This window comes from Pseudomonas fluorescens group sp. PF-1, from assembly GCF_054481335.1.
Genome location: NZ_JBTMNG010000001.1, coordinates 656355 through 682824, shown reverse-complemented (window position 1 = coordinate 682824; position 26470 = coordinate 656355). Strand labels below are relative to the sequence as shown.

Genomic DNA, 26470 nt, shown 5'->3' with positions numbered 1-26470 from the left:
GGCGGCGACCCTCGTTAGATCCGGTATTCAGCCCCCACGCGAAGGCTGTCTCGATCCAGTGATTACTGTCGATATCCTTGAGCAGAGAATAGAAGAAAAGTCTGACTAGCACGTCAGGCAAGACCAGAAGGCGCCGAATGGTCATTGTGTGAATATTGACGCCAGAGTGATGGCACTTTGGGATACACACAAACAAATGTGGGAACGAGCCTGCTCGCGATAACAGACTGACAATCAACAAACATGCTGAATGTTAATCCGTCATCGCGAGCAGGCTCGCTCCCACAGTGGAGCGGTTTAATCCCTGGATTGTTTTGTATCAGGCCGGTTTGGCTTCGACCAGTGCCTCCTGCGCCGCCTCTTTCTCGGCTTCCTTCAGATCGTCTTCGCTGATCATTTCCGCGATGACCCGCAAGCGCTCAACCACCCGCGCGTTGACACTGCCTTCAGGAAACTCGCCATTCTCATCCGGCTCACCCGCCGGCTCGCCCACCAGCAAGCTCAAGGCCTCGTCCGCCTGGCGCACCGCGTAGACATGGAACAGCCCTGCGCGCACCGCAGTCAGCACTTTTTCGTCGAGCATCAGCGTCGCGACGTTGGCATGGGGAATGATTGCCCCTTGCTCGCCGGTCAGCCCACGGGCTTCGCAGAGACGGAAGAACCCTTCGATCTTCTCGTTGACCCCACCCACCGCCTGCACTTCACCGAACTGGTTGATCGAACCGGTGATTGCAAAACACTGCTTGAGCGGGGTTTTCGACAATGCCGAGATCAGCGTGCACGCCTCGCCCAGCGACGCACTGTCGCCATCGACATAACCGTAGGATTGTTCCAGCGCAATGCTCGCGGAAATCGCCAACGGGAATTCCTGGGCATAACGACTGCCCAGATAGCCGGTGAGGATCATCACGCCTTTGGAGTGAATCGGCTGACCCAGGTTGACCTCACGTTCGATATCGACGATACCGCTGCCGCCCGGATACACCGTGGCAGAAATCCGCGCCGGCACACCGAAGGCCGAATCGCCGACTTCCAGCACCGTCAAGCCGTTGCACTTGCCGACGGCCGCGCCATCGGTGTCGATCAGGATGATCCCGGCGAGCATGTCGTCGAGAATCCGCGCTGACACACGCCCGGTCCGGGTGGCCTTGGCCTTGAGCGCCCGCTCGATGTGGCCGGCATCGGTCATTTCATCACTCGCCAGATGACGAATGAAATCCGCCTCGCTGACCAGTTGGAACAGATCGCCAATGCGTGCCGACAAACGCCCCTGATGCTCGGCCAGGCGAGCACTGTAAGTCGCCAGCCGTGCCACCGCATCGGCGGTCAACGGCGCCATGCCTTCTTCCGAAGTACGGGTTTTGAGCAACTGGGCGAACTGCTCCAGGCTCTCGTCGACCATCGGGATATCTTCATCGAAATCCACCAGGACGCGGAACATCTCCTGGAAGTCCGGATCGAGGTCCTGCAGCGTGTAGTAGAGCGAACGGGCTCCGATGATCACGACCTTGACCTGCAATGGGATGTTTTGCGGGTTCAGGGTCACAGTGGCCAGGCGCCCCAGTTCTCCGAGCGGTGATTCCATTTTCAGCTTGCGCGATTGCAGGGCGCGTTTCAGCGCGTCCCACACGAACGGCTCACTGAGCATTTTTTCCGCTTCCAGGATCAGGAAGCCGCCGTTGGCCCGATGCAACGCACCCGGCCGCAACTGGCGATAGGTGGTGTACAGCGCGCCTTGATCGGTGCTGTATTCGATCCGGCCAAACAGGTTTTCGTAAGTCGGGTGCGGCTCAAACACCACGGGCGCACCACCGCTGGAGGCATGACCGACCACCAGGCTCGGCGCGTACTGTTCTTCCAGCAGTTTGCGGGCGACGGCGTCAGTCTTGCTGTCGTCCACCAGTTGCTCGACCACGGTCTTGAGCAGGTACACCTGCATCGCCTGCAGGTAACCGCACACGGCGGCGTTCTCTGCGTACTTTTCCGACAACGGCGAAAGCAACGGCTGCAAGGCCAGGGTGATGGTTTCTTCGTTGAGGTGGCGCAGCTGATTGCTCGACTCGCGCTTCCATTGCGGCAGGCTGGCCAGCTCTTCGTTCAGACGCTCTTCCAGAGCGGAAATGTCGTCATGGAAGCGATCACGCTCGGCTTCCGGCAACTGGGCGAACTCCGCCTCGTCCAGCGCCTTGCCCTCGGCCATCGGGGTGAAGGCGATGTTGCTGCTGTCTCGGTAGAGCGCGACATCCTTCTCCAGGGCCAGACGCTCGATGATATCCAGCGCCTTGTCGTAGCGCTGGTTGAAGGCGCGGTCGATGGCACTTTTCTTTTGTTGATAGGACGGGTGCTCGAACACCGCTGGAAAGGTGGCCAGCAGGTTGTCGATCAAGCCGTTGATGTCGCCGATGAAGGCGCCGGCAGTGCCCGACGGCAATTCCAGTGCGCGGGGCTCGCGCGGCTCATCGAAATTATTGACGTAGACCCAGTCCGCCGGGGTCTGCTGGCGTTTGGCTTCGGCCTTCAGGTAGCGTTTGACGAACGAAAACCGGCCGGTGCCGGGCTCACCCATGACGAACACGTTGTAACCGGGGCGTGGCATGGCCACACCGAACTGCAAGGCTTCGACCGCACGTTCCTGGCCAAGCACACCGCGGAAGGGCTCCAGATCATTAGTGGTAGAGAAGCTGAACTGTTCAGCGGAAAACGGACGGGTCAGCGCTTCAGGCGCTAGACGCAAGCTGGCAGCAACAGGATCAGGCATCGGGCTTCCTTACATCAGGCGGGGCAGATAGCGGCATTCTGGCGCTGCCCATGCCCGACTGGCAAGGAGCGCCTTACCCAAAGCATAGAGAAGTCGAAACCCCGGTACAGAGCCGCGCCAATTCACTGTTTTCAACGAATGTTTTGCAAAAAATCACGGAACCGCTTGATCGTGCCTAAACTCCAAACTGCGCGGGGACTAATAACCGGCCCAACTGGCGCCGGAACGGGCCAAACCCCCTTTTCCATTGGTACGCATCTAAAAGAGAACAAAGCTATGAAACGGATTCTTCTCGGTACTCTCTTCACCGTTGCATCCCTCAACGCCATGGCTCAAGCGCCAGGCGGTCCGGATTGCGGTTGGGGCAACATGCTGTTCGAAGGTCAGCGTGGTACTCCGGCTCACTTCCTGGCATCCACCACCAACGGCACTTCCGGCAACGCAACCTTCGGCATGACTTCCGGTACCAACGGTTGCGCGACCAACGCGGCGCTGACCTATGGCGGCAAATCCTGGTTCGCCATGAATGGCATGATGAACGAGCTGTCCGAAGACATGGCTAAAGGTCAGGGCGAAGCGCTGACTACTTACGCCGTGGTACTGGGCGTGGCGCCGGAAGACCGTGCGCACTTCGCCGCCGTCACTCACGAGCACTTCCAACAAATCTTCAGCAAAGCTGACGTGACCGCTGAAGATGTGCATACCAACACGCTGGCCGTTCTGAAAAACGACCCTCGTCTGGCCAAGTACGCCACCCAGGCTTAAGCTCGACGCCACCCCGCTTCTTCAGGGAAGCGGGTTTTGTTTTTTGGACCTGCCCCTCTTTGGGTCTTTGTTTTTTTTCGAATTAAGTTGCCACTTATGCTCAAACGCCTTGCCTGGCTGGCGCTCAGTATCTGCGCCCCGCTGTCCGCCGCGCCTCACATCGATCCACAACGTTTGCAGCAACTGGCCAACGATCCCTTCTGGATTTCCCTGGGTCATTACGAAACCGCCAAGCTCGGCGGCTGGCGCAGCTACGTCAGTGACAAAAAATTCTTCCTCGCCGCCGATGGCAATGAACACCCTGATCACGAACTGGCGGCCACCGTGCAAGCGCTGTATGCCCCGGCCAGTACAGGCGAACAGCATGCCCAATGCGTTTACCCGGCCCGCACCCGCTGGCTGAAAGCGCAGCTCAACCTGACGGACCTGCCGACCGTGGACTGCGCTGAATTCAAGCAGTGGTTCAAGGATGTTTCGCCCCACAGCGCGGTGATGATTTTTCCGGCGGCTTACCTGAACAGCCCCTCCTCGATGTTCGGCCACACCCTGTTGCGCATCGATCAGGCTGACGTACAGACCGACAAGACCTCGCTGCTCAGCTACGCGATCAACTTCGGCGCCTACATCGAAGGCTCGGATAACAGCATCCTCTATGCCTGGAAAGGCCTGATGGGCGGGTATCCGGGACTGTTTGCGCTGGTGCCGTACCAGGAAAAACTCTCGGAGTACCGCAGCCTGGAAAACCGTGACCTGTGGGAATACCGGCTGAACCTGACCCAGGCAGAAACGGCGCGCATGGTCGAGCACGTCTGGGAACTGAAACAGATCAAGTTCGACTATTTTTTCTTCGACGAAAACTGTTCCTATCGCCTGCTGGAGCTGCTGCAAGTGGCTCGCCCGAGCCTGCGCCTGACCGAACAATTCCCCCTGACGGCCATTCCCACCGACACTGTCAAAGCGGTGAAAGAGGCCGGGCTGGTGGAGTCCATTCAATATCGGCCGTCGCGTGAACGGGAACTGCTGAGCCGCGCCGAACCGCTGACCGCCGAAGAACAACAGTGGGTGCTGAAGGTCAGCGCCGACCAGAAACAATTGCAGGCCCCGGCATTCAAGGCACAGCCCCGCGACCGCCAGGCGTTGATCATCGACGCCGCTTATCGACTGGAGCGCTACCGGGCCAATGGACAGGAACGCGATCCCGCACGGGCCCAGCGCAGCTTCGAACTGCTGCGGGCGATCAATCAGAACCCGGCACCGGAGCTGGACATCCCGCAACCCGGCCTGCCGGAGGACGGTCACGAATCCCGCACCTGGCAGGCCGGTCTCGGCACCCGGGGCGACAAGGCGTTTGGTGAATACGGCCTGCGCATGGCCTATCACGACCTCAACGACAACGCCGAAAGTTTCCCCCTCGGCGCGCAGATCGAAATCCTCCAGCTCAAATTGCGCCAGTACGAAGGCAATGACTGGCAGTTACAGCAACTGGATCTGGCGACCATCCGCTCCCTGACACCGCGCAATGAGTTGCTGCAACCGCTGTCGTGGCAGGTCACAGGCGGTCTGGAGCGGGTCCCGGGCAAACATGACGACGAAACCCTGGTCAGCCACGTCAACGGCGGCGGTGGTGGCACCTGGCAACTGGGCGACGACCTGCTGGGTTTTGCCTTGGGAACGGTACGGGTCGAACACAACAATGACTTCGCCGGTTTTATCGCCCCGGCGGCGGGTTTCAACACGGGCCTGCTGTGGAAAAATCCGCTGGGCAACTTCAGCCTGGAAGCCAAGGGCGATTACTTCACCAATGGCGAAGTGCGTCGTGGCCTGAGCCTGAACCAGCAGTGGGAACTGTCGCGCAACCTGGGCCTGCGCCTGAGCGCCCAGCGCGAATTCAGCCACCTGGCCACGCCCGAGAACGAAGTGATGCTTGAGGTGAAGTGGTATCACTACTAGCTCACAGGCAGCGCGCCACCCCGTTGTGGACGAGCGTGCGGCCCGGGCCGGTCAGTCGCCACAGGTCGCTCACAGACATTCCTCGAAACTAAAAGCCTGCAACCATGGCCCAAACCCTATATCGGGAGAAAACCATGAGTCGTGCCTTCGTCAATGAAGATAATGCCGCCGCGCAAGCCGATCAGCCGGTCGAACGGCAGGTCAGCGTGCAACCCAATTACGTCACACCCTCAGGCCTGACCCAGTTGCAGGCGAAGGTTGCGGAGCTGCAAACCCTGCTGGGAGAACTGAACGCCCTGGGTGAGCTGGCCGACAAGCAGCGCGAAGCTGATCTTCAGCGCGACTTGAGGTATTTCAACCAGCGCCTGCAAAGCGCTCAAGTCGTCACCCCCGCCAGTTCGACGACGAAGGTGCAGATCGGCAGCCGCGTGACGTTCGCAGACGAGCACAGCCACGAACAAACCGTGCAATTGGTCGGTGAGGACCAGGCCGACGCGGCAGCCGGCCTTATCAACTGGAGTTCACCCCTGGGCCGGGCATTGCTCGGGGCACAACTGGGCGATGAGGTGCTGTGGCAACGCCCGGCCGGCGATCAACTGATCGAGATCATCCGCATTCAACCGGCTTAAACCACACCTTGGGCGAGCATGGCGTCGGCGACTTTGACGAAGCCGGCGATGTTCGCGCCTTTGACGTAGTTGACCTGGCCGTTCTCTTCCCCGTAATGCACGCACGCATGGTGAATCGACTGCATGATCGCGTGAAGCTTGCTGTCCACTTCACCGCCGGTCCACAGCAGACGCATGGCGTTCTGTGACATCTCCAGCCCGCTCACCGCGACGCCACCGGCGTTCGACGCCTTGCCCGGCGCAAACAAGATGCCCGCTTCGATAAACAGGTCCACAGCCTCCAGGGTGGTTGGCATGTTCGCCCCTTCCGCCACACAGGTGCAGCCATTGCGCAGCAGCGCACGGGCCGCCTCGGCATCCAGTTCATTTTGCGTGGCGCATGGCAGCGCGATGTCGCAGCTCAGCCCCCAAGGGTGCTGGCCGGCGAGGAACTCCAGGCCAAAACGGCCGGCCAATTCGCTGATGCGTCCACGCTGGACGTTTTTCAGTTCAAGCACCGCTTGCCATTGCGCTTCGGTCAAACCGCTTTCGCAATACAGCGTGCCTTCGGAATCGGACAGCGAAATCACCTTGCCGCCCAGATCCATGACCTTGCGCGCAGCGTACTGCGCGACGTTGCCCGACCCCGAAATCGCCACGCGTTTGCCTTCAACGGTTTGACCGCGACGCTTGAGCATTTCTTCGGCGAAGTACACGCAACCGAAACCGGTGGCCTCGGGGCGAATCAGGCTGCCGCCGTAGCTCGGCCCCTTGCCGGTCAACACGCTGGTGAACTGGTTGCTCAGGCGTTTGTACTGGCCGAACAGGAAACCGATCTCGCGGGCACCGACGCCGATATCACCGGCCGGCACATCAACGTCGGCACCAATGTGGCGGTACAGCTCGCTCATGAAGGCCTGGCAGAAGCGCATGACCTCCGCGTCGCTCTTGCCTTTAGGGTCGAAGTCCGAGCCCCCCTTGCCACCGCCCATGGGCAACGACGTCAACGAGTTCTTGAAGGTCTGCTCGAACGCCAGGAACTTCAACACCCCGAGATTCACCGAAGGGTGGAAACGCAAGCCGCCCTTGTACGGGCCGATGGCGCTGTTCATCTGGATACGGAAACCGCGATTGACCTGGACCTTGCCCTGATCATCGACCCAGGAAACCCGAAAGACGATCGCGCGCTCCGGCTCGCACATGCGCTCCAGGATGCCGGAAGTCAGATAGTGCGGATTGGCTTCGAGAAAGGGCCACAAACTGCGCAGGACTTCTTCGACGGCCTGGTGGAATTCAGGCTGATCCGGGTCGCGTTTTTTCAGGCGGGCAAGGAAGGATTCGACGGATTCGATCATGGAAAAGTCTCGGCAAATTTTTTGTCGTAGGAAGCGTTTGGGCCGGACTTTAACAAACGACTCGTGCACAGGAACAGCGCAAAATGTCGCATTTGTGAAATTAAATGGTGCACAGAATATAAATAAGGTGAGATTTCCGGCCTTTTTTGCACCTGAATGGTGAGATCAAATCAAAGTTTTGCACCAACAGTTATACCGCCATCGCTGGCAAGCCAGCTCCCACGGTTTCAGCGGCGGTCACACATTCCGGGCACAACACAAACCCTGTGGGAGCTGGCTTGCCAGCGATGAATCCAACTCGGTCCCGCTGAAAAAAACCGGGCAAAAAAAAACGGAGCCCGAAGGCTCCGCTTTTTCATGCCACCAACCCGAATCAGGCCAGCTTCTTGTGCCGTACCCGATGCGGCTGGGCAGCGGCTTCGCCGAGGCGTTTTTTGCGATCGGCTTCGTACTCGGTGTAGTTGCCTTCGAAGAACACCGCTTGCGAGTCGTCTTCGTACGCCAGGATGTGAGTGGCGACACGGTCAAGGAACCACCGATCGTGAGAGATCACAATTGCAGCGCCCGGGAAGTCCAGCAGGGCTTCTTCCAGGGAACGCAGGGTTTCAACGTCGAGGTCGTTGGACGGTTCGTCGAGCAGCAGGACGTTGCCGCCCTCTTTCAGGGTCAGGGCCAGGTGCAAGCGACCGCGCTCACCACCGGACAGGTCCTTGACGAACTTCTGCTGATCGCCGCCCTTGAAGTTGAAGCGACCGACGTAGGTACGCGACGGGATCTCGTAGTTGCCGATGCGGATCTGGTCGGAGCCATCGGAAATCTGCTGGAACACGGTCTTGCTGCCGTCCAGGTCTTCGCGGCTCTGATCGACGCACGCCAGTTGCACGGTTTCACCGACTTCGATGGTGCCCGAGTCCGGCGTTTCCTTGCCCATCAGCATGCGGAACAGGGTCGATTTACCGGCACCGTTACCGCCGATCACACCGACGATGGCGCCTTTAGGCATGGAGAACGACAGGTTGTCGATCAGCACGCGATCGCCGTAGCCCTTGGTGACGTTCTTGAACTCGATGACCTTGTCGCCCAGGCGCGGACCGGCCGGGATGTAGATCTCGTTGGTTTCGCTGCGCTTCTGGAATTCCTGCGATTGCATTTCCTCGAAGCGTTGCAGACGAGCCTTGGATTTGGACTGGCGGGCCTTGGCGCCTTTGCGCACCCACTCCAGTTCTTCCTTCATGGCCTTTTCATGGGCCGACTGCTGCTTGGATTCCTGGGCCAGACGATCGGACTTGGCTTCCAGCCAGCCCGAATAGTTGCCCTCGTAAGGAATGCCCGCGCCACGGTCGAGCTCGAGGATCCAGCCAGCCACGTTGTCCAGGAAGTAACGGTCGTGCGTGATCGCTACCACAGTGCCCGGGAAGTCGTGCAGGAAGTGCTCCAGCCAGGCAACGGAATCGGCGTCCAGGTGGTTGGTCGGTTCGTCGAGCAACAGCATGTCGGGGGCGGACAGCAGCAGGCGGCACAGGGCCACACGACGCTTTTCACCACCGGACAGGTGTTCGACTTTGGCGTCCCAGGCCGGCAGACGCAGTGCATCGGCGGCGACTTCCAGTTGGCGTTCCAGGTTGTGACCGTCGCTGGCCTGCAGGATCGCTTCGAGCTTGGCCTGTTCGGCAGCCAGTTTGTCGAAGTCGGCATCCGGATCGGCATAGGCGGCGTAGACCTCGTCCAGGCGCGCTTGCGCGTCCTTGATCACGCTGACGGCTTCCTCGACCACTTCGCGCACGGTCTTGGTCGGATCCAGTTGCGGCTCTTGCGGCAGGTAGCCGATGTTGAGGTCCGGCATCGGACGGGCTTCGCCGTCGAACTCGGTGTCGACGCCCGCCATGATTTTCAGCAGCGTGGATTTACCCGAACCGTTGAGGCCGAGCACGCCGATCTTGGCGCCTGGGAAGAAGGACAATGAGATGTTTTTCAGGATTTCCCGCTTCGGCGGCACAACTTTGCCCAGCCGATGCATGGTGAATACGTATTGAGCCATGGAGAACCTAGGGTCAGTGACAGATGAATGATCAGGGCTCAGGCGATGCCTGGCCAGGCCGTGCGCGTCGCCCGATTGAAAGCGTTCAAGGTGGTGCGCGCTGAAAAAGCCCTGGGAGCTGGAACGCTCCCGCGTAACCGGCAAAGCTACCTGAATGACAGATGGCCGTCCAGCCGAGCGGGACTGGCACTTTGCCACAACTCAAGGCATGCTAGCCGCCCTTCGGGCGTCCGGCTTATAGTGCACGTCGCGCCAGTCAAGCCAAACCGCAGGATCAAAGTTTGTCCAACGTCCCTTCGCCCCTGACCACCAGCGCACCGATAACGGCGCCCGGCTCTCCCCTGCGCGGAACGCTCATAGGCGCGTTGGCGACGCTTGTACTCTTGCTGCTTGCGTTGCTGTTCTGGCAGCTGCTGGATCAGTTGCGCGAAACACAGAAAAATCAGCGTCAGTACACCATCGACTACACCGCTGATCTGGCCGCACAAGTCAGCCTGAACATGGCGCTCAACGCGCAGATCGCCCTTAACCTGCTACCGATCGTCGAACAACCGCAAAGTCCCGACGAACAGCAGGAGCTTCTGCGCAAACTGCAAAAGTCCTTGCCCGACCTGGTCAGCCTGGCATTGCTCAGCCCGTCCGGAGTCATCCTCAATGACAGCGCCGACAATAGCGAAGACGCCGATTTCCTGAGCGAACTGGTCCGTCGCAGCGGTGCCCAGCGTCACTACTTCAGCAATGCCATCGACGGCTCGGCGGTGCATCTGCTGTTGCATCAGGCCAGCGGCAGTACCCGCGGCTACTGGGCCTTGCGCCTGAAGCCGACGTTTCTTTCGTCACTGACCAATCTGACTGAAGTGACCGGCCGACCGCAGTGGCTGGTGGAAAACCGCTTCAACCACCAGATCATCAGTCGCGATGAAGCCCTTCCCCTGGTCAACCCGGGCACGCTGACCCAGGACGATGTGGCCAACAGCGTGCTGACCGTGCCCTTGAGCAGCAGCGACTGGCAACTACGTGGATTGTTCGATCGGCAGCGTGTACTTGAAGAACTGCTGCCGGCCTTCATTGGCAAGTGCCTGCTGGGCCTGGCCTTTTCCATGCTGCCGTTTATCGTCCTGCTGAACATGCGCCGCCGCCAACGCCAGTTGCACGAAGGGCGTCGACGTTATCAGGAGATCTTCGAAGGCACTGGCGTCGCACTGTGCGTGCTCAACATATCCGGCCTTAAAAACGCATTCGACAAGGCTCAATTGCAGAACACCGAACAACTGCAAGCGTGGCTGGCGGTCCCGCAGAGTCGCCGGCAATTGTTGCAGGAATTGCGCATAACCGAAGTCAATCAGGTTGCACTGCAACTGCTCAACGTCACGACCCCCGCTCAAGCCTGGAAGTTGCTGATCGACGGCAACCCGCTTGGGGACAGTGCCATCGGCAATCAGGTGCTCGAAGCGGTCCTCAACCAGCAGAAGCAGCTTGAACTGGAAATCAAACTGGAGAACGCCAGTGGTCGGGACCAGCATCTGTGGCTGGTGCTGCGCCTGCCGGAAGATCCCGAGGACTATAAAGCGGTGATCCTGAGCATCACCGACATCACCAGCCGTAAACTCATCGAGCTGTCTCTGCTGGAGCGCGAAGGATTCTGGTCCGACGTGGTGCGAACCGTGCCCGATCACTTGTACGTGCAGGACGTGATCAGCCAACGAATGATCTTCAGCAACCACCATCTGGGCCAGACGCTGGGATACAACCGCACCGAACTGCAACAGATGGGCGAGTATTTCTGGGAAATCCTGCTGCACCCCGAAGACGCCGACTTCTATCACCGTTCGCGCCAGGCCCAGAGGCAAGCCGGTTATCGGCAATTGATGCAGTGTCAGTTGCGCTTTCGTCACCACAACGGCGGATGGCGGCGCTTCGAGATTCGCGAGCAGGCTCTGGCAAGGGACAAGCACGACCAGGTCACGCGGATTATCGGCGTGGCCAAGGACATCACCGACCAGATCGAAGCCAGTGAATCCCTGCGCGACAGCGAACAGCGTTACCGGATGCTCGCTGAAAGCATCAGCGACGTGATTTTCTCCACCGATAGCCGATTGGCACTCAACTACGTCAGCCCGTCGGTGCTATCGGTGCTGGGCTACGAAGTCGAGTGGATTTTCAACAATGGCTGGCAATCGACCATTGCCAACCCGCAGCAGTTGACCGGCATATTCCACCTCATGGACCGGGTCAGCAAAGCGCTGGATAAACCCGATCAACTGGCATTGTTGCGCAGCCAGGTGCAGACCCAATTGTTCCTGTTCGACTGCCTGCGGGCCGATGGGCGCAAGATTCCCATCGAGTTGCGGCTGGTGCTGGTCTGGGATGAACACGGTGCGTTTGAAGGCGTGTTGGGGGTCGGTCGCGATATCAGCCAGCAACGCCGCGCCGAGAAAGACCTGCGCATGGCGGCGACGGTTTTTGAACACTCGACCTCGGCGATCCTGATCACCGACCCGGCCGGCTATATCGTCCAGGCCAACGAGGCGTTCAGCCGCGTCAGTGGTTATGCGGTGGAGCAAGTCCTCGACCAGTTGCCGAACATGCTGACCGTCGACGAGCAGCAGGAAGCCCATCTGCGTTATGTACTCAAGCAACTGAGCCAACACAGCACCTGGGAAGGCGAAGTCTGGCTCAAGCGCCGCAATGGTGAGCACTATCCGGCCTGGGTCGGCATCACCGCCGTTCTGGATGATGAGGGCGATCTGGCCAGTTACGTGTGCTTCTTCACCGACATCAGCGAGCGCAAGGCCAGCGAACAGCGGATTCACCGCCTCGCCTATTACGACGCCCTGACGCACCTGCCCAACCGCACATTGTTCCAGGACCGTCTGCACACCGCATTGCAAGCGGCGGAACGGCAAAAGTCCTGGGTGGTGCTGATGTTCCTCGACCTGGACCGCTTCAAGCCGATCAACGACTCCCTGGGGCATGCCGCAGGCGATCGCATGCTCAAGGACATGGCCACGCGCCTGCTCGGCTGCGTCGACGATGACGACACCGTGGCGCGCATGGGTGGCGACGAGTTCACCTTGCTCCTGCAACCGCGAGCCAACCGCCAAATCGCCTTGAACCGGGCGATTCATGTGGCAGAGCAGATACTCGCCAGCCTGGTGAAACCCTTTGTGCTCGAAGGCCGCGAATTCTTCGTGACCGCCAGTATCGGCATCGCCCTCAGCCCGCAGGACGGTAACGAACTCAGCCAGTTGATGAAGAACGCCGACACCGCGATGTACCACGCCAAGGAACGAGGCAAGAACAACTTCCAGTTCTACCAGGCGGACATGAACGCCACTGCCCTGGAGCGCCTGGAGCTGGAAAGCGACTTGCGCCACGCCCTGGAGCAAAATGAATTCGTGCTGTATTACCAACCGCAATTCAGTGGCGACGGCAAACGCTTGACCGGCACCGAAGCCCTGCTGCGCTGGCGCCATCCACGACGTGGCCTGGTGCCGCCGGGGGACTTCATTCCGGTGCTCGAAGAACTCGGCCTGGTGGTGGATGTCGGCGACTGGGTGATCAGCGAGGCTTGTCGCCAGCTGAAAAACTGGCACCAGACCAAGGTGCGCGTGCCGAAGGTCTCGGTGAACATTTCCGCCCGGCAGTTCTCGGATGGTCAGCTCGGTACGCGGATCGCCACCATTCTCAAGGAAACCGGCCTGCCGCCGGCCTGCCTGGAACTGGAGTTGACCGAGAGTATCCTGATGCGCGAAGTCTGCGAGGCGATGCAGATCCTCGACGGCCTGAAGAACCTCGGCCTGAGCATTGCGGTCGACGACTTCGGCACCGGGTATTCATCGCTCAACTACCTCAAGCAGTTCCCGATCGACGTACTGAAAATCGACCGAACCTTCGTCGACGGCCTGCCCTCGGGTGAACAGGATGCACAGATTGCCCGCGCGATCATCGCCATGGCCCACAGTCTCAACCTGGCAGTGATCGCCGAGGGCGTGGAAACCCAGGAACAACTGGACTTCCTGCGCGAACACGGTTGCGATGAGGTTCAAGGCTACCTGTTCGGCCGCCCGATGCCGGCCAACAAGTTTGCAGCGCAGTTCAGCAATGATGCCCTCTTCATGTTTGATTGATTGGAGCCCAAAGCTCCAATCAATCAAACATGAAGACCGGTTGCGAGCTGCAAGCTGCAAGCAAGGGCGAATCGGCTTTTCCTTGCAGCTTGAAGCCCGCTTATCCACAACCTGACTGTGTTTCATATCCCTTCTAAAAGCGGTTGGGTTAGAATGCCCCCCTTTTCCGCCCCCGATCCTTGAGGACCGCCATGTTCAGCCGTGATTTGACTATTGCCAAGTACGACGCCGATCTCTTTGCCGCCATGGAGCAAGAAGCTCAGCGCCAGGAAGAGCACATTGAGCTGATCGCTTCGGAAAACTACACCAGCCCTGCGGTGATGGAAGCTCAAGGCTCGGTACTGACCAACAAGTACGCCGAAGGCTACCCGGGCAAGCGCTACTACGGTGGCTGCGAGTACGTCGACGTGGTCGAGCAACTGGCCATCGACCGTGCAAAAGAGCTGTTCGGCGCCGATTACGCCAACGTCCAGCCACACGCTGGCTCCCAGGCCAACAGCGCCGTTTACCTGGCCCTGCTGTCGGCTGGCGACACCATCCTGGGCATGAGCCTGGCCCACGGCGGTCACCTGACCCACGGTGCCAGCGTTTCGTCCTCCGGCAAGCTGTACAACGCCATCCAGTACGGCATCGATGCCAACGGCCTGATCGACTACGACGAAGTCGAGCGCCTGGCGGTTGAGCACAAGCCGAAAATGATCGTGGCCGGTTTCTCTGCCTACTCGCAGATCCTGGACTTCCCGCGTTTCCGCGCAATCGCCGACAAGGTGGGCGCCTACCTGTTCGTCGACATGGCCCACGTGGCCGGTCTGGTCGCCGCTGGTGTCTACCCGAACCCGGTTCCTTTCGCTGACGTCGTGACCACCACCACCCACAAGACCCTGCGCGGTCCACGTGGCGGCCTGATCCTGGCTCGCGCCAACGCCGACATCGAGAAAAAGCTGAACTCCGCCGTGTTCCCTGGCGCCCAGGGTGGCCCACTGGAGCACGTGATCGCAGCCAAGGCGATCTGCTTCAAGGAAGCGCTGCAGCCTGAGTTCAAGGCTTACCAGCAACAAGTGGTGAAAAACGCCAAGGCCATGGCCGGTGTGTTCATCGAGCGTGGTTTCGACGTTGTATCGGGCGGTACCGAAAACCACCTGTTCCTGTTGTCGCTGATCAAGCAGGAAATCTCCGGTAAAGACGCTGATGCCGCGCTGGGCAAGGCGTTCATCACCGTGAACAAGAACTCAGTGCCAAACGATCCGCGCTCCCCGTTCGTCACCTCCGGCCTGCGCTTCGGCACTCCGGCCGTGACCACTCGCGGCTTCAAGGAAGCAGAGTGCAAGGAACTGGCCGGCTGGATCTGCGACATCCTGGCTGACCTGAACAACGAAGCGGTGATCGACGCCGTTCGTGAGAAAGTCAAAGCCATCTGCAAGAAGCTGCCGGTATACGGTGCTTGATAAGCCCCGCTAGACCGCAGTAAAAGAACCGGCCAGAGATGGCCGGTTTTTTATTGCCAGAATAAAGACGAGCAACGCACACATTTAATAAAGCAACCCACAAGTCACTCCGGCCACCCACTCCAATACCGCCCCCGATTTAAATCCTTGCAACATACGCAATCCCAAAAACCAATAAAAACTACCTACTCTAAAACCCGTTCTACCCAACAAACTTAATAAACGGGTTACATCATGAATAGCAATATAGAAAAATCTTTCATCGCAACGTTGAGAATGTTTGACCATAAAGTAAACCTACTTGAAGAGCTCCATGGCAAACCCGCGCTGGCCACCATCAGACACTTCAGCGGTGGTTTCTTCACCGGAAAGCCGCAGACCCACGACCACTCCCAGCGACTTGGCATCCGACCAAACGAGCAGATCGGTGAGGTAGCGCCACTCACACTGCACTTCCGGCATACGGCCGATGGCTACATACTCTCGATAAAAAACACCGGTGAATATTACAATCAGATCATCAGTGAAAAAGCGCTGGATACTTTTGCCGCCATTGACTCGGACGCTGAAGACCCGACAGCCTTTACCCTTGTCAACCAACAAGGCCAACCTGTCACACTGGATAATCTACGCAACACTCACTCTGCAGTTTCACTCAAGATCAAAGACAAACACTATTTGGGCGGACTCAAACTAAATGGCTCGCCCTATGTTTATCTTGGCAAAACCGAAGAGCGCTCAAAGATAACTTTCATTCTGAGTATTCTTCAAAGAAAAGTACCTTAGACCCTGTCCTGAAATGCCCTTCAATAATCAGAAGAAACACCCTCTGAAGCGACATCCCTGAAGGCGTCTGGACACTGATACACGATGTCACCTCGGCCGCACCCTGAAAAAATCGGCATCCATTGCCGATTTTTTCTGCCAACCGCTCAAAACCAGGGCATCGCGCGCAACTGGTAAGACCGGTAAAGCCAATCGCTCAATTTTCACTTGCGATCACCTGCATTCAGTGCCTAGACTGGCCCCGCACTGGACATACCGGTAAGACCACAATAATTAAGTACTGACGTCGATCGGCTTATGCGGGCGACGGCCAGGACACCGACCAGGATTCCTCCCATGCTCAGATGGTGCTCGCGTTCAATCTTCCTCCAAGTGGTTCTCGGACTGGTGCTCGGCATCGTCTGCGGGCTGGCCCTTCCTGAATACTCAGCTCAGCTCAAGCCCCTCGGTGACGGGTTTATCAAGCTGATCAAAATGCTCATTGGCCTGATCGTGTTTTGCGTGGTGGTCAGCGGCATCAGCGGTGCCGGCGACCTGAAGAAGGTCGGACGCATCGGCCTCAAATCAGTGATCTACTTTGAAGTGCTGACCACCATCGCCCTGGTGATCGGCCTGGTGTTCGCCTTCAGCACCGGGATCGGCAGCGGTGCGAATATTCATCTGGATCAGCTTTCCGCTGCCGACATGGGTGACATCGCCCAGCGCGGCCAACATATGCACACCACCACGCAGTTTTTGATGGACCTGATTCCAACCTCGGTGATCGGTGCCTTTGCAGACAACAACATTCTGCAAGTCCTGCTGTTTTCGGTGCTGTTCGGCAGTGCATTGAATCTGGTGGGCGAAGCGGCATCGGGCATTTCGCGGCTGATCAATGAACTCAGCCACGTGATCTTTCGCATCATGGGCATGATCGTGCGCCTGGCGCCGATTGGCGTGTTCGGCGCCATTGCCTTCACCACCAGCAAATATGGCCTCGATTCGCTGCAACACCTGGGCAGCCTGGTCGGTTTGTTTTACCTGACCTGCACCGCTTTCGTGGCGTTGATTCTTGGCCTGGTGATGCGCTTGTCCGGCCTGAGAATGTGGCCGCTGCTCAAATACCTGCGCGAGGAACTGCTGATCGTCATGGGCACCGCTTCGTCAGACGCCGTACTCCCGCAAATCATGCGCAAGCTTGAGCACCTGGGCATTGGCAGTTCGACCGTCGGGCTGGTGATTCCTACCGGTTATTCATTCAATCTCGACGGTTTCTCGATCTACCTGACCCTGGCCATCGTGTTCATCGCCAACGCCACCGGCACACCGCTGGCCATGACCGACCTGCTGACCATTCTGCTGGTGTCGTTGATCACGTCCAAGGGTGCGCACGGCATCCCAGGTTCGGCACTGGTCATTCTGGCGGCCACCCTGACGGCTATTCCGGCCATACCGGTGGTGGGCCTGGTCCTGGTGCTGGCGGTGGACTGGTTCATGGGCATCGGCCGGGCGCTGACCAACCTGATTGGCAACTGCGTGGCGACCGTGGCCATTGCCCGCTGGGAAAAAGACATCGATGTGCAACGGGCGAACAAGGTACTTTCCGGTCAGGTGGGTTATACCTTCCAGCCGCGAAAACCGGCCGCTTCGGCGCATCAGCAGGAATTCTGAATCAACGGCGTGCCGATCCAGCTGGCCGGCACGCCCCTACTACTTTCGATGCTCAGGGAGCGAACAGTGATTACCTCGTCGACCGTTGTAAATTCAGTTGTGGAAAAACTTCGGGCCGCGCTGGCCCGGGGTCAATGGCGCTCCGGCGAAATGCTGCCGGGGCAACGTGAACTGGCCGAACAACTGGGTATCAGTCGTCCGAGCCTGCGTGAGGCAGTCATCGTCCTGGAAACCCTCGGCCTGGTGCGTTCCATGCCAGGCAAAGGCGTGGTGGTGCTGGAGGCCAATCCCGGCGACAGCCAGAGTTATGACAACGCGGTGTCGGCGGCAAGCCTGGAAGACGTGCTGCAACTGCGCTACACCCTTGAACCGTTCATCGTAGGCCTCGTGGCGCAATCGATCAGCAGCAAGGAAGTCGGGCAATTGCGCCTGACGCTGATGGACATGCGCGAAGCCCTGGAAGCCAACGACAGCGAGGCCGGGGTCAACGCCTACATCGCGTTCCACGAAGAACTCTTCACGCTGACGTCCAACCCGATCTTTCAGAGCGTGGTGCAACAGACCAGCAATGCGCTCAAGCAAAGCGCCGAAGTGCTGCGCAACTCCCCGGAACATCTGGCAGAACGCCTCGAAGAAAACGAAGCCGTGGTGCGCGCGATTCGCAGCAAGAACAGCGCCCAGGCCAGCGCCGAGATGCGTCGGCACATTCTTCGTGAGGGCCAACGGATGGGCATCGAATTGAACATCCCGGAAGACAACTTCGGTAGCTGAAACCGCTTCGAACTGGAGACAGGCCATGAACAGCTTCGCTTCACCGCAAACACTCGTTGCCCTGCCCTTCCCTGGAAAAAATCTCGGGCAGCCGTCGGTGGAGGATCTTTACTCCCGGATCTTCGACGCCATTCTCGAACAGCGCCTCCTGCCCGGCAGCCGCTTTACCGAGGACAGCCTGGGCCAGATGTTCGGCGCTCGACGCAGTGAAGTTCGCCGCGTGCTGACGCGATTGTCCCACCAGCAGGTCATTATCCTGCGAGCCAACCATCGCCCTCGTGTCGCCGCACCCGATGTCGAACAGACCCGGCAAACGCTGCACGCACGGCGCCTGACCGAGATGACGCTGGTCAGACTGGCCTGTCAGCGACCTCTGCCAGAACAGCTGAAACGCCTGCACGCGCTGGTCGATAGCGAGCGCCACTGCACCGCGCGCGGCCCGACGATTCGCTTGTCCGGGACGTTTCATTTGCAGTTGGCTGAAATGGCGGGCAATGCGCCACTGGCGCATTTTCTCGGTAGCCTGGTACCGCTCACCTCACTGGCGATTGCGCAATTTGATACGCAGTTGGAAGGTTATTGCGGGTGGCAGGTGCATGAACACCTCCTGGACGCCGTTGAGCGCGAGGACTCCCGGGAAGCCGAGTTTTTGCTGAGCCAGTATCTGGATCATTTGGAGGCGGCATTGCTGAACCCGCAACCGATCTCCCGCCAGAATCGTGTTGCCGGTTAGACCACGTTCGCGAGCAAGCACGCTCCCAAATCTCCCGTGGGAGCGCGCCTGCTCGCGATAGCGACATCCGCCTCACGGAACATGGCACCCCTTACTGCGCCGCCACCTTCGCAAACCCCTCACGGATTTTCTCTTCCGGCAAATCATCGGCAATAAACACGATCACGCTCTCGCGCGATTCGCCCTCGGCCCATTCGGTGTCCCAGTCGAAGCCGTAAAGCTTCAGCACGCCCTGAAACACCATGCGTCGCGGTTCGCCAAGGATGTTCAACACGCCTTTGTAGCGCAGCAATTGCTTGCCATGGTCTTCCAGCAGTTCATTCATGAACTCGCTGAGCTTGTCGATATCCAGCGGTTTGTCGGTACGCAGCACCAGGCTGGAAATGCGGTCGATGGACGGCGCCTGGGTCACGGGCCGCAAACTCACGCCTCCCCCGAGGTCGGCATTGAGATTGAAACCGCGCACGTCGAGCAGCTCGGCCAGGTCGATCCTGCCGTGATCAACCACACGAATCGGCGCGCGACGATTGATCCGGGTCAGGCGCTCACTCAACGCGGTGAAGGTCGGCTCGTCCACCAGGTCACGCTTGCTCACCAGCAAACGGTCGGCGAAACCGATCTGTGCCTGGGCAATGGTCTGGGTCAGGTGCAGCTCGGCATGCGCCGCGTCGACCAGGGTGATGATGCCATCAAGGATGTAGCGCTCGCGCAGCTCTTCGTCGATGAAGAAGGTTTGCGCCACCGGGGCCGGATCCGCCAGCCCCGTGCATTCGATCACCAGACGGTCGAAGGTGATATCGCCGCTGTCCAGGCGTTCGAGCAGCAGATACAACGCTTTGGTCAGGTCAGTGTGAATCGTGCAGCAGACGCAGCCGTTGGACAGCGTCATCACTTGTACCGGCTCGTCGCCCAACAGCTGGGTATCGATGCCCGCATCGCTGAATTCGTTTTCGATCACCGCGATTTTCAGACCGTGCTCGGCTTTGAGCAGGTGGCGCAACAGCGTGGTCTTGCCGGCGCCGAGGAAGCCGCTGAGGATCGTGACGGGGATGGGAGAGGACAAAATTGATCTCCTGTTTCACAAAACTGATAAACAACACAAAACAAAAGTGAGAGCGAGCTTGCTCGCGATAGCGGCTTGACATTCAACATCACTGTTGATTGACAGTCCGCCATCGCGAGCAAGCTCGCTCCCACAGGTTTTGCCGTTAACCCGCCATCCGGATCAACAGCACTTCGGCCCACCCTTGCCACCGTAACGGGCTTCCTGGCGTTCGCGGAAGAACGCCTCGTAGCTCATCACCGGTTTGTCCGGGTGTTTGGTTTGCATGTGCTCGACGTAGTTGTCGTAGTCGGGCATGCCGACCATCAGGCGCGCGGCCTGACCGAGGTATTTACCGAGGCGACTCAGGTCATTGAACATGCTGCAATCCTCGATCAAGCATCCGGCAGCGCCTGGAATGGCGATTCTTTATCCGTACGTTCTTTTTTACCCCAGGCGGCAATGCCGACCTTGAGCGCATAGAACAGGATACTGAACACCACGAACAGGAACAGCGCGGTCAGCGTTGCGTTGGTGTAGGCGTTGAAGATCACGTGCTGCATCTGCGTGATGTCCTTGGCCGGAGCGAGGATCTGACCATTGGCCAGCGCATCGCTGTATTTTTTAGCCAGGGACAGGAAGCCGATCGCCGGGTTGGCGTCGAACAGCTTGATGAAGCCAGCGGTGGTGGTGCAGACCAGCAGCCAGGCCGCAGGCAACAAGGTCACCCAAATGTAGCGCTGGCGTTTCATCTTGATCAGCACGACGGTGCCGAGCATCAGCGCGATACCGGCCAGCATCTGGTTGGAGATGCCGAACAGCGGCCACAAGGTGTTGATGCCACCCAATGGATCGATCACGCCCTGGTACAACAGCCAGCCCCACATTGCCACGCAACCGGCGGTCGCGATCAGGTTGGCGGTCCAGGATTCGGTGCGGCGCAGCGCCGGCACGAAGGAGCCCAGCAGATCCTGCAGCATGAAGCGACCGGCACGGGTGCCGGCGTCGACCGCCGTCAGGATGAACAGGGCTTCGAACAGGATCGCGAAGTGGTACCAGAATGCCATGGTGTTTTCACCCGGCAGCACGCTGTGCAGGATCTGCGCGATACCGACCGCCAGGGTCGGCGCACCGCCGGCACGGGCCAGGATGGTGGTTTCACCGATGTCCTTGGCCACTGCTTGCAGGGCGTCCGGAGTAATGGCAAAGCCCCAGCTGCTGACGGCTTGTGCAACGGCTACGACATCACCACCGACCACGGCGGCCGGGCTGTTCATGGCGAAATACACGCCTGGCTCGATCACCGAGGCCGCGACCATGGCCATGATGGCCACGAAAGACTCCATCAGCATGCCGCCGTAACCGATATAGCGGGCGTTGGTTTCGTTATCCAGCAACTTCGGCGTGGTGCCGGAGGAGATCAGCGCGTGGAAACCGGACACCGCGCCACAGGCGATGGTGATGAACAGGAACGGGAACAGCCCGCCCTTCCACACCGGCCCGGTGCCGTCGATGAACTGGGTCACTGCCGGCATTTTCAGCTCGGGCATGGTGATCAGGATGCCGATGGCCAGGGCGACGATGGTGCCGATTTTCAGGAAGGTCGACAGGTAATCGCGCGGCGCCAGGATCAGCCACACCGGCAAAACTGCCGCCACGAAACCATAGCCGATCAACATCCAGGTGATCTGGATACCGGTGAAGGAAAAGGCCTTGGCCCATACTGGATCGGCGGCAATCTGCCCGCCCAGCCAGATCGACCCCAGGAGCAATACCACGCCGATCACCGAAATTTCACCGATGCGGCCCGGGCGGATGTAGCGCATGTAGATGCCCATGAACATCGCGATCGGGATGGTCGCCATCACCGTGAAAATGCCCCACGGACTTTCGGCCAGGGCCTTGACCACGATCAGCGCCAGCACCGCGAGGATAATGATCATGATCAGGAAGCAGCCGAACAGCGCGATGGTGCCGGGAATGCGGCCCATTTCTTCACGGACCATGTCGCCCAGGGAGCGGCCGTTGCGGCGGGTGGACATGAACAGGACCATGAAGTCCTGCACCGCACCGGCCAGCACCACACCGGCGATCAGCCATAGCGTGCCGGGCAGGTAGCCCATTTGCGCCGCCAGCACCGGCCCGACCAGCGGACCCGCGCCGGCAATGGCCGCGAAATGGTGACCGAAGAGGATATGTTTATTGGTGGGGACGTAATCAAGACCGTCGTTATTGAGCACGGCGGGAGTGGCCCGTCGCGCATCTAGTTGCATCACATTGTTAGCGATGAACAGACTGTAGTAGCGATACGCGACCAGATAAATGGCCACGGCTGCGACCACAATCCACAAGGCGTTGATCGCCTCGCCTCGACGCAATGCCACGACACCCAGGGCGCACGCACCTATGATTGCCAGCACCAGCCAGGGTAGATGGCGTAGCGGGCTATTATTATTTTTCATTTTATTATTCCAGCCAGAGTGGACAAGAAAGAAAGCCACCTCGAGTTTAGCGCCCCTGACGACAAAGGGCATACCCGATATTGGTCTGGCGCCTCTCTTGCTGGCAGTCTTGCGAAAGGCGGGTCTATAGTCAGCGAACCTATCGAGGATTGCGCCATGAGCGACCACCCTGCCGACCGCCGCCGTTTCAAACGTATTGCGTTCGATGCCCGAACCGAGCTCCGTCAGGGTGAACACACCTGGCCGGTAAAGCTGATCGACCTGTCACTCAAGGGCTTGCTGATTGAACGCCCTGCCCCGTGGCTGGGTAATCCGCAGCAGAACTTTTCCGTCGGCATTCACCTGTCCGATGACACCGACATTGCCATGGATGTCGAACTGACCCACGAGGACAAAGGCCAGCTCGGCTTTGTCTGCCGGCATCTCAGCCTGGAATCGATTGCGAGCCTGCGGCGGTTGATCGAGCTCAACCTGGGTGACGCCGCTGAACTTGAACGAGAGCTGGGTGCCCTGATCGAAATCTGACGGCCCGACACCATCCCAGTGGGATCAAGTCCGGCCCGGAAACTTATTCGAACAAGGCGTCCAGCGCCTGCTCCAGACGGGTGACGGCAATGATCTGCAAACCCGGCGGGGCCTCTTTCGGTGCATTGCCCTTGGGCACGATGGCGCGCTTGAAACCGTGTTTGGCGGCTTCTTTCAAACGCTCCTGACCGCTCGGTACCGGACGCACTTCACCGGACAGCCCCACCTCACCAAACACCAGCAGATCATGAGGCAACGGCCGGTTGCGCAAGCTGGACATGACCGCCGCCATCAATGCCAGATCGGAAGCCGTTTCCAACACTTTCACGCCACCGACGACGTTGAGGAATACGTCCTGATCGTGGGTCGGAATACCGCCATGACGATGCAACACCGCCAGTAACATCGCCAGGCGATTCTGATCCAGACCCAGGGTTACCCGGCGTGGATTGGCCAGATGGCTGTCGTCCACCAACGCCTGGACTTCCACCAGCATCGGTCGGGTACCCTCCCACGTCGCCATGACCACACTGCCCGGGACTTCTTCCTGAGCCCGGGTCAGAAAAATCGCCGATGGATTGGAGACTTCTTTCAGGCCCTTGTCGGTCATGCCGAACACGCCCAGTTCGTTAACCGCACCGAAACGGTTTTTCACTGCCCGCAGCAGGCGCAGACGACCATCGGATTCGCCTTCGAAATACAGGACCGTGTCGACCATGTGCTCCAACACACGGGGACCAGCCAGCGCCCCCTCCTTGGTGACATGGCCGACCAGGAAAATCGCCGTGCCGCTCTGCTTGGCATAACGCACCAGCAATGCCGCGCTTTCGCGGACCTGAGACACGCCGCCCGGTGCCGACTGCAGTTGCTCGGTGAAAATCGTCTGGATCGAGTCGATCACCATCACCTTGGGCTTTTCCTGCCGCGCCGTGGCGATGATGGTTTCGATACAGGTCTCGGTCATGACCCGCAACTGATCCTGAGGCAACCCGAGGCGTCGGGCACGCATGGCCACTTGCTGTTGGGACTCTTCGCCGGTGACGTACAGCGCCGGCATGCTCTTGGCAAGGTTGCACAAGGTTTGCAACAGAATGGTCGACTTGCCGATGCCGGGATCACCACCGATCAGCACCACCGAACCGTCCACCAGACCACCGCCCAGCACCCGGTCCAGTTCGCTGGACGCCGTGGAAAAACGCGGAATCTCCTCGACACTGACTTCGGCCAGGGTCTTGATCTGCGCCTGTTGGCCGGTCCAGCCGGTGCGACCGCTGGGCGCTGCCGCCCCGCCGCTTTCCACCATGGTTTCAGTCAGCGTGTTCCAGGCGCCGCACTCGCCGCACTGGCCAGCCCACTTCGGAAAAGTCGAGCCGCACTCGGTGCAGCCATACATGCGCTTGGCCTTGGCCATCGGAACTCCCGGCAAAAATCGCGATGATACCCCAGGTGGAGCGAATCAGTGCGACGCGGGTGTCCGCCGAGTGACTGCCGACAACTTGTCATGATCGATTGGCACATGTGACGATATGGTTAATTAAAAACATTTACAATTTTTTACAACTAACACCAAACACCCCACATATAACCTGTACACATCCACTACAACTACCGTATCAACGTACAGTAAGCGCAAAATCCGCCATCAATATAAATAGCAAAACTGACCAAGCCCGCCCTTAACTCTTGTCCTCGCTCTCACCTCCCCGCTGAATTCTCAAAATCCAAACAACCCAAAGTGAAACTTTATTTATGTTGCCACTATCATTTCATTCCAGCTGACCTTCGCCACACGCCTGGTTTTTCGACAGTTGAGCAGCACAACGACAGGCTCGGGAAAAAGCCTCGAAACCCTTTCTCGCTCACCCTGCGAGGGTGGCATTTTCAAACTTTTTCCCGATACCCCGGTCGACAGCAGGCGGCGTTTGTAAGCAGGCGTTTCGAGCAAGATGCGTCTTGCTGATTTACACTGCGTTCACCAACCTCATCTGTAACAAGGAAATAACCTATGGGCGTGATAAGTGAGTTCAAGGCCTTCGCGGTCAAGGGCAATGTGGTCGACATGGCCGTGGGTATCATCATCGGCGCCGCCTTCGGCAAGATTGTCACGTCGTTTGTCGGCGATGTGATCATGCCGCCAATCGGGCTGTTGATCGGTGGGGTGGACTTCAGTGACCTGGCCATTACGCTCAAGGCCGCTGACGGTAACGTCCCGGCGGTGGTGCTGGCCTACGGTAAATTCATCCAGAGCCTGATCGACTTCCTCATCGTCGCCTTCGCGATCTTCATGGGTGTCAAAGCCATTAACCACTTGAAACGCGAAGAGGCAGTGGCGCCCACCGTGCCGCCGGTTCCGACCAAGGAAGAAATATTGCTGGGCGAGATCCGCGATCTGCTCAAGGCCCAGAACAACCGGCCTTGAATGTTTGAAAGAAATACGGATGGCGCCCTTGCGGCGCCGTTTTATTACCAGAAGTTTTCCACCGCCACCTGGCCGGGTCGTCGGCTGAGGCTCAAATGCATATCGCGCTCTTTAAGCAATTTGCGCGTGTCATCGATCATCTGTGGATTGCCGCATAGCATGACCCGAGAGTGCTCGGGCGTCAGGGCCACCCCGGCCGCGCGCTCCAGCTCGCCATTTTCGATCAATGTGGTAATGCGCCCGTTCAAGGCACCAGGATGTTGCTCGCGAGTCACCGTGTTGATGAGTTGCAGCTTGTGGGCGAATTCCGACAGATACTCACGCTGCGCCAGCCCCGCGATAAGGTCCTGATAAGCCAGCTCCCGGGTCTCACGGACGCTGTAGACCAGGATGATCCGTTCGAATTTTTCCCAGACCTCGAAGTCCTGCAGGATCGACAGAAACGGCGCCAACCCCGTACCTGTGGATAACAACCACAGATCACGTCCGTCAACGAAGCGATCAAGCGTCAGGTAACCATAGGCCTGTCGATCGACCAGCAGCGTATCGCCGACACCCAGACGGCTCAGCTCGCTGGTGAACTCGCCCCCCGGAACCACGATGGAAAAGAACTCAAGAAACTCGTCGAAGGGTGACGACACCATCGAATAGGCGCGCCATACCGTGCTGCCATCAGCCCTGGTGACGCCTAACCGGGCAAATTGCCCCGCTCGGAAGCGAAAACCCGGATCCCGTGTTGCCCGCAAGGTAAACAGGTTCGGAGTCAACGGCTGGACGTCGATGAGGGTTTGGCGAGTAAATTTCTCATCACTGATGGTCATGGGGTACTCCATTAAACAGATATCACAGTGTCTCGCAAAGCCAACTCTATATACACATGTTTTGTAGTGTCTTATTAGAGTAACAACGCCTCCTGTATACTTATACAACATGCCTGTATTACAAAACATTCCATAAAGTTAAAATGACATCTCACATGCCATAGAGACGCTTATACGCCCCCCCTCTTTACTCTTATAGCTAGAACCAAAAT

Annotated in this window: 18 protein-coding genes and 1 pseudogene; 11 read left to right on the top strand and 8 right to left on the bottom strand. The window is 58.9% G+C overall.

Annotated elements, in window-relative coordinates:
* Nucleotides 1-319: 319 nt before the first annotated feature.
* On the bottom strand, nucleotides 320-2758 hold the full coding sequence (locus tag ACX3YD_RS03240) for a Lon protease family protein (RefSeq protein WP_458959256.1): 2439 nt from the start codon (nucleotides 2756-2758) through the stop codon (nucleotides 320-322).
* Between the two features lie 276 nt (nucleotides 2759-3034).
* Between ACX3YD_RS03240 and ACX3YD_RS03235 the strand changes: the two genes are divergently transcribed.
* From ACX3YD_RS03235 to ACX3YD_RS03225, 3 genes are all read left to right on the top strand, one after another.
* Nucleotides 3035-3523 carry a DUF3015 domain-containing protein gene (locus ACX3YD_RS03235; RefSeq protein ID WP_090325302.1) on the top strand — a complete coding sequence of 163 codons (489 nt, stop codon included), beginning with the start codon at nucleotides 3035-3037 and terminating at the stop codon, nucleotides 3521-3523.
* A gap of 96 nt (nucleotides 3524-3619) precedes the next feature.
* A complete protein-coding gene (locus tag ACX3YD_RS03230) occupies nucleotides 3620-5473 on the top strand; it encodes an Lnb N-terminal periplasmic domain-containing protein (RefSeq protein WP_458959255.1) in 1854 nt (617 codons plus the stop codon).
* Nucleotides 5474-5607: 134 nt separating this feature from the next.
* Nucleotides 5608-6102, top strand: coding sequence for a GreA/GreB family elongation factor (locus tag ACX3YD_RS03225; protein WP_103403497.1), 495 nt, complete (start codon nucleotides 5608-5610; stop codon nucleotides 6100-6102).
* On the opposite strand, the gene gdhA is transcribed toward ACX3YD_RS03225, so the two are convergent.
* Nucleotides 6099-7436 (bottom strand): NADP-specific glutamate dehydrogenase, encoded by a 1338-nt coding sequence (gene gdhA / locus ACX3YD_RS03220; protein ID WP_047533496.1) that lies wholly within the window; start codon nucleotides 7434-7436, stop codon nucleotides 6099-6101. The genes ACX3YD_RS03225 and gdhA overlap by 4 nt on opposite strands.
* A gap of 373 nt (nucleotides 7437-7809) precedes the next feature.
* Entirely contained in the window at nucleotides 7810-9474 is a 1665-nt protein-coding gene (gene ettA, locus ACX3YD_RS03215; RefSeq protein WP_047533499.1) for an energy-dependent translational throttle protein EttA, read from the bottom strand.
* Between the two features lie 281 nt (nucleotides 9475-9755).
* Between ettA and ACX3YD_RS03210 the strand changes: the two genes are divergently transcribed.
* The 6 genes and pseudogenes from ACX3YD_RS03210 (at nucleotide 9756) to ACX3YD_RS03185 (ending at nucleotide 18989) form a co-directional block, all read left to right on the top strand.
* Nucleotides 9756-13604, top strand: coding sequence for a sensor domain-containing protein (locus ACX3YD_RS03210; RefSeq protein ID WP_458959254.1), 3849 nt, complete (start codon nucleotides 9756-9758; stop codon nucleotides 13602-13604).
* A gap of 191 nt (nucleotides 13605-13795) precedes the next feature.
* Nucleotides 13796-15049 (top strand): serine hydroxymethyltransferase, encoded by a 1254-nt coding sequence (glyA, locus tag ACX3YD_RS03205; RefSeq protein ID WP_047533504.1) that lies wholly within the window; start codon nucleotides 13796-13798, stop codon nucleotides 15047-15049.
* Nucleotides 15050-15283: 234 nt separating this feature from the next.
* The gene (locus tag ACX3YD_RS03200) at nucleotides 15284-15835 is read left to right on the top strand and encodes a hypothetical protein (RefSeq protein WP_458959253.1); all 552 of its coding nucleotides are present in this window, start codon (nucleotides 15284-15286) and stop codon (nucleotides 15833-15835) included.
* A 336-nt stretch (nucleotides 15836-16171) separates the two neighbouring features.
* Nucleotides 16172-17555, top strand: a pseudogene (locus ACX3YD_RS03195) (C4-dicarboxylate transporter DctA).
* On the top strand, nucleotides 17552-18256 hold the full coding sequence (locus ACX3YD_RS03190; protein WP_047533511.1) for a FadR/GntR family transcriptional regulator: 705 nt from the start codon (nucleotides 17552-17554) through the stop codon (nucleotides 18254-18256). Before ACX3YD_RS03195 ends, ACX3YD_RS03190 begins: the two are co-directional and overlap by 4 nt.
* Nucleotides 18257-18281: 25 nt before the next feature.
* Nucleotides 18282-18989, top strand: coding sequence for a GntR family transcriptional regulator (locus ACX3YD_RS03185; protein WP_458959252.1), 708 nt, complete (start codon nucleotides 18282-18284; stop codon nucleotides 18987-18989).
* Nucleotides 18990-19080: 91 nt separating this feature from the next.
* On the opposite strand, the gene yjiA is transcribed toward ACX3YD_RS03185, so the two are convergent.
* The 3 genes from yjiA to ACX3YD_RS03170 all read right to left on the bottom strand — a co-directional run bounded on the left by yjiA (nucleotide 19081) and on the right by ACX3YD_RS03170 (nucleotide 22493).
* Nucleotides 19081-20052 carry a GTPase gene (gene yjiA, locus ACX3YD_RS03180; RefSeq protein ID WP_458959251.1) on the bottom strand — a complete coding sequence of 324 codons (972 nt, stop codon included), beginning with the start codon at nucleotides 20050-20052 and terminating at the stop codon, nucleotides 19081-19083.
* Nucleotides 20053-20214: 162 nt separating this feature from the next.
* Nucleotides 20215-20412: a YbdD/YjiX family protein gene (locus tag ACX3YD_RS03175; RefSeq protein ID WP_007937254.1), complete on the bottom strand. Its 198-nt coding sequence runs from the start codon at nucleotides 20410-20412 to the stop codon at nucleotides 20215-20217.
* A gap of 14 nt (nucleotides 20413-20426) precedes the next feature.
* On the bottom strand, nucleotides 20427-22493 hold the full coding sequence (locus ACX3YD_RS03170) for a carbon starvation CstA family protein (RefSeq protein ID WP_047533519.1): 2067 nt from the start codon (nucleotides 22491-22493) through the stop codon (nucleotides 20427-20429).
* A gap of 156 nt (nucleotides 22494-22649) precedes the next feature.
* On the opposite strand from ACX3YD_RS03170, the gene ACX3YD_RS03165 reads away from it, so the two are divergent.
* Nucleotides 22650-23018, top strand: a complete 369-nt coding sequence (locus ACX3YD_RS03165; RefSeq protein WP_103403491.1) for a PilZ domain-containing protein — start codon at nucleotides 22650-22652, stop codon at nucleotides 23016-23018.
* Between the two features lie 43 nt (nucleotides 23019-23061).
* Here the strand turns inward: ACX3YD_RS03165 and radA are convergent, their stop codons facing one another.
* Complete coding sequence (radA, locus tag ACX3YD_RS03160) at nucleotides 23062-24429, bottom strand: DNA repair protein RadA (RefSeq protein ID WP_007937264.1); 1368 nt, start codon at nucleotides 24427-24429, stop codon at nucleotides 23062-23064.
* Between the two features lie 594 nt (nucleotides 24430-25023).
* Here radA and mscL point away from each other — a divergent pair.
* Nucleotides 25024-25437: a large-conductance mechanosensitive channel protein MscL gene (mscL, locus tag ACX3YD_RS03155; protein WP_103403490.1), complete on the top strand. Its 414-nt coding sequence runs from the start codon at nucleotides 25024-25026 to the stop codon at nucleotides 25435-25437.
* A gap of 44 nt (nucleotides 25438-25481) precedes the next feature.
* Here the strand turns inward: mscL and ACX3YD_RS03150 are convergent, their stop codons facing one another.
* Complete coding sequence (locus ACX3YD_RS03150) at nucleotides 25482-26258, bottom strand: ferredoxin--NADP reductase (RefSeq protein WP_458959250.1); 777 nt, start codon at nucleotides 26256-26258, stop codon at nucleotides 25482-25484.
* Nucleotides 26259-26470 lie beyond the last annotated feature (212 nt).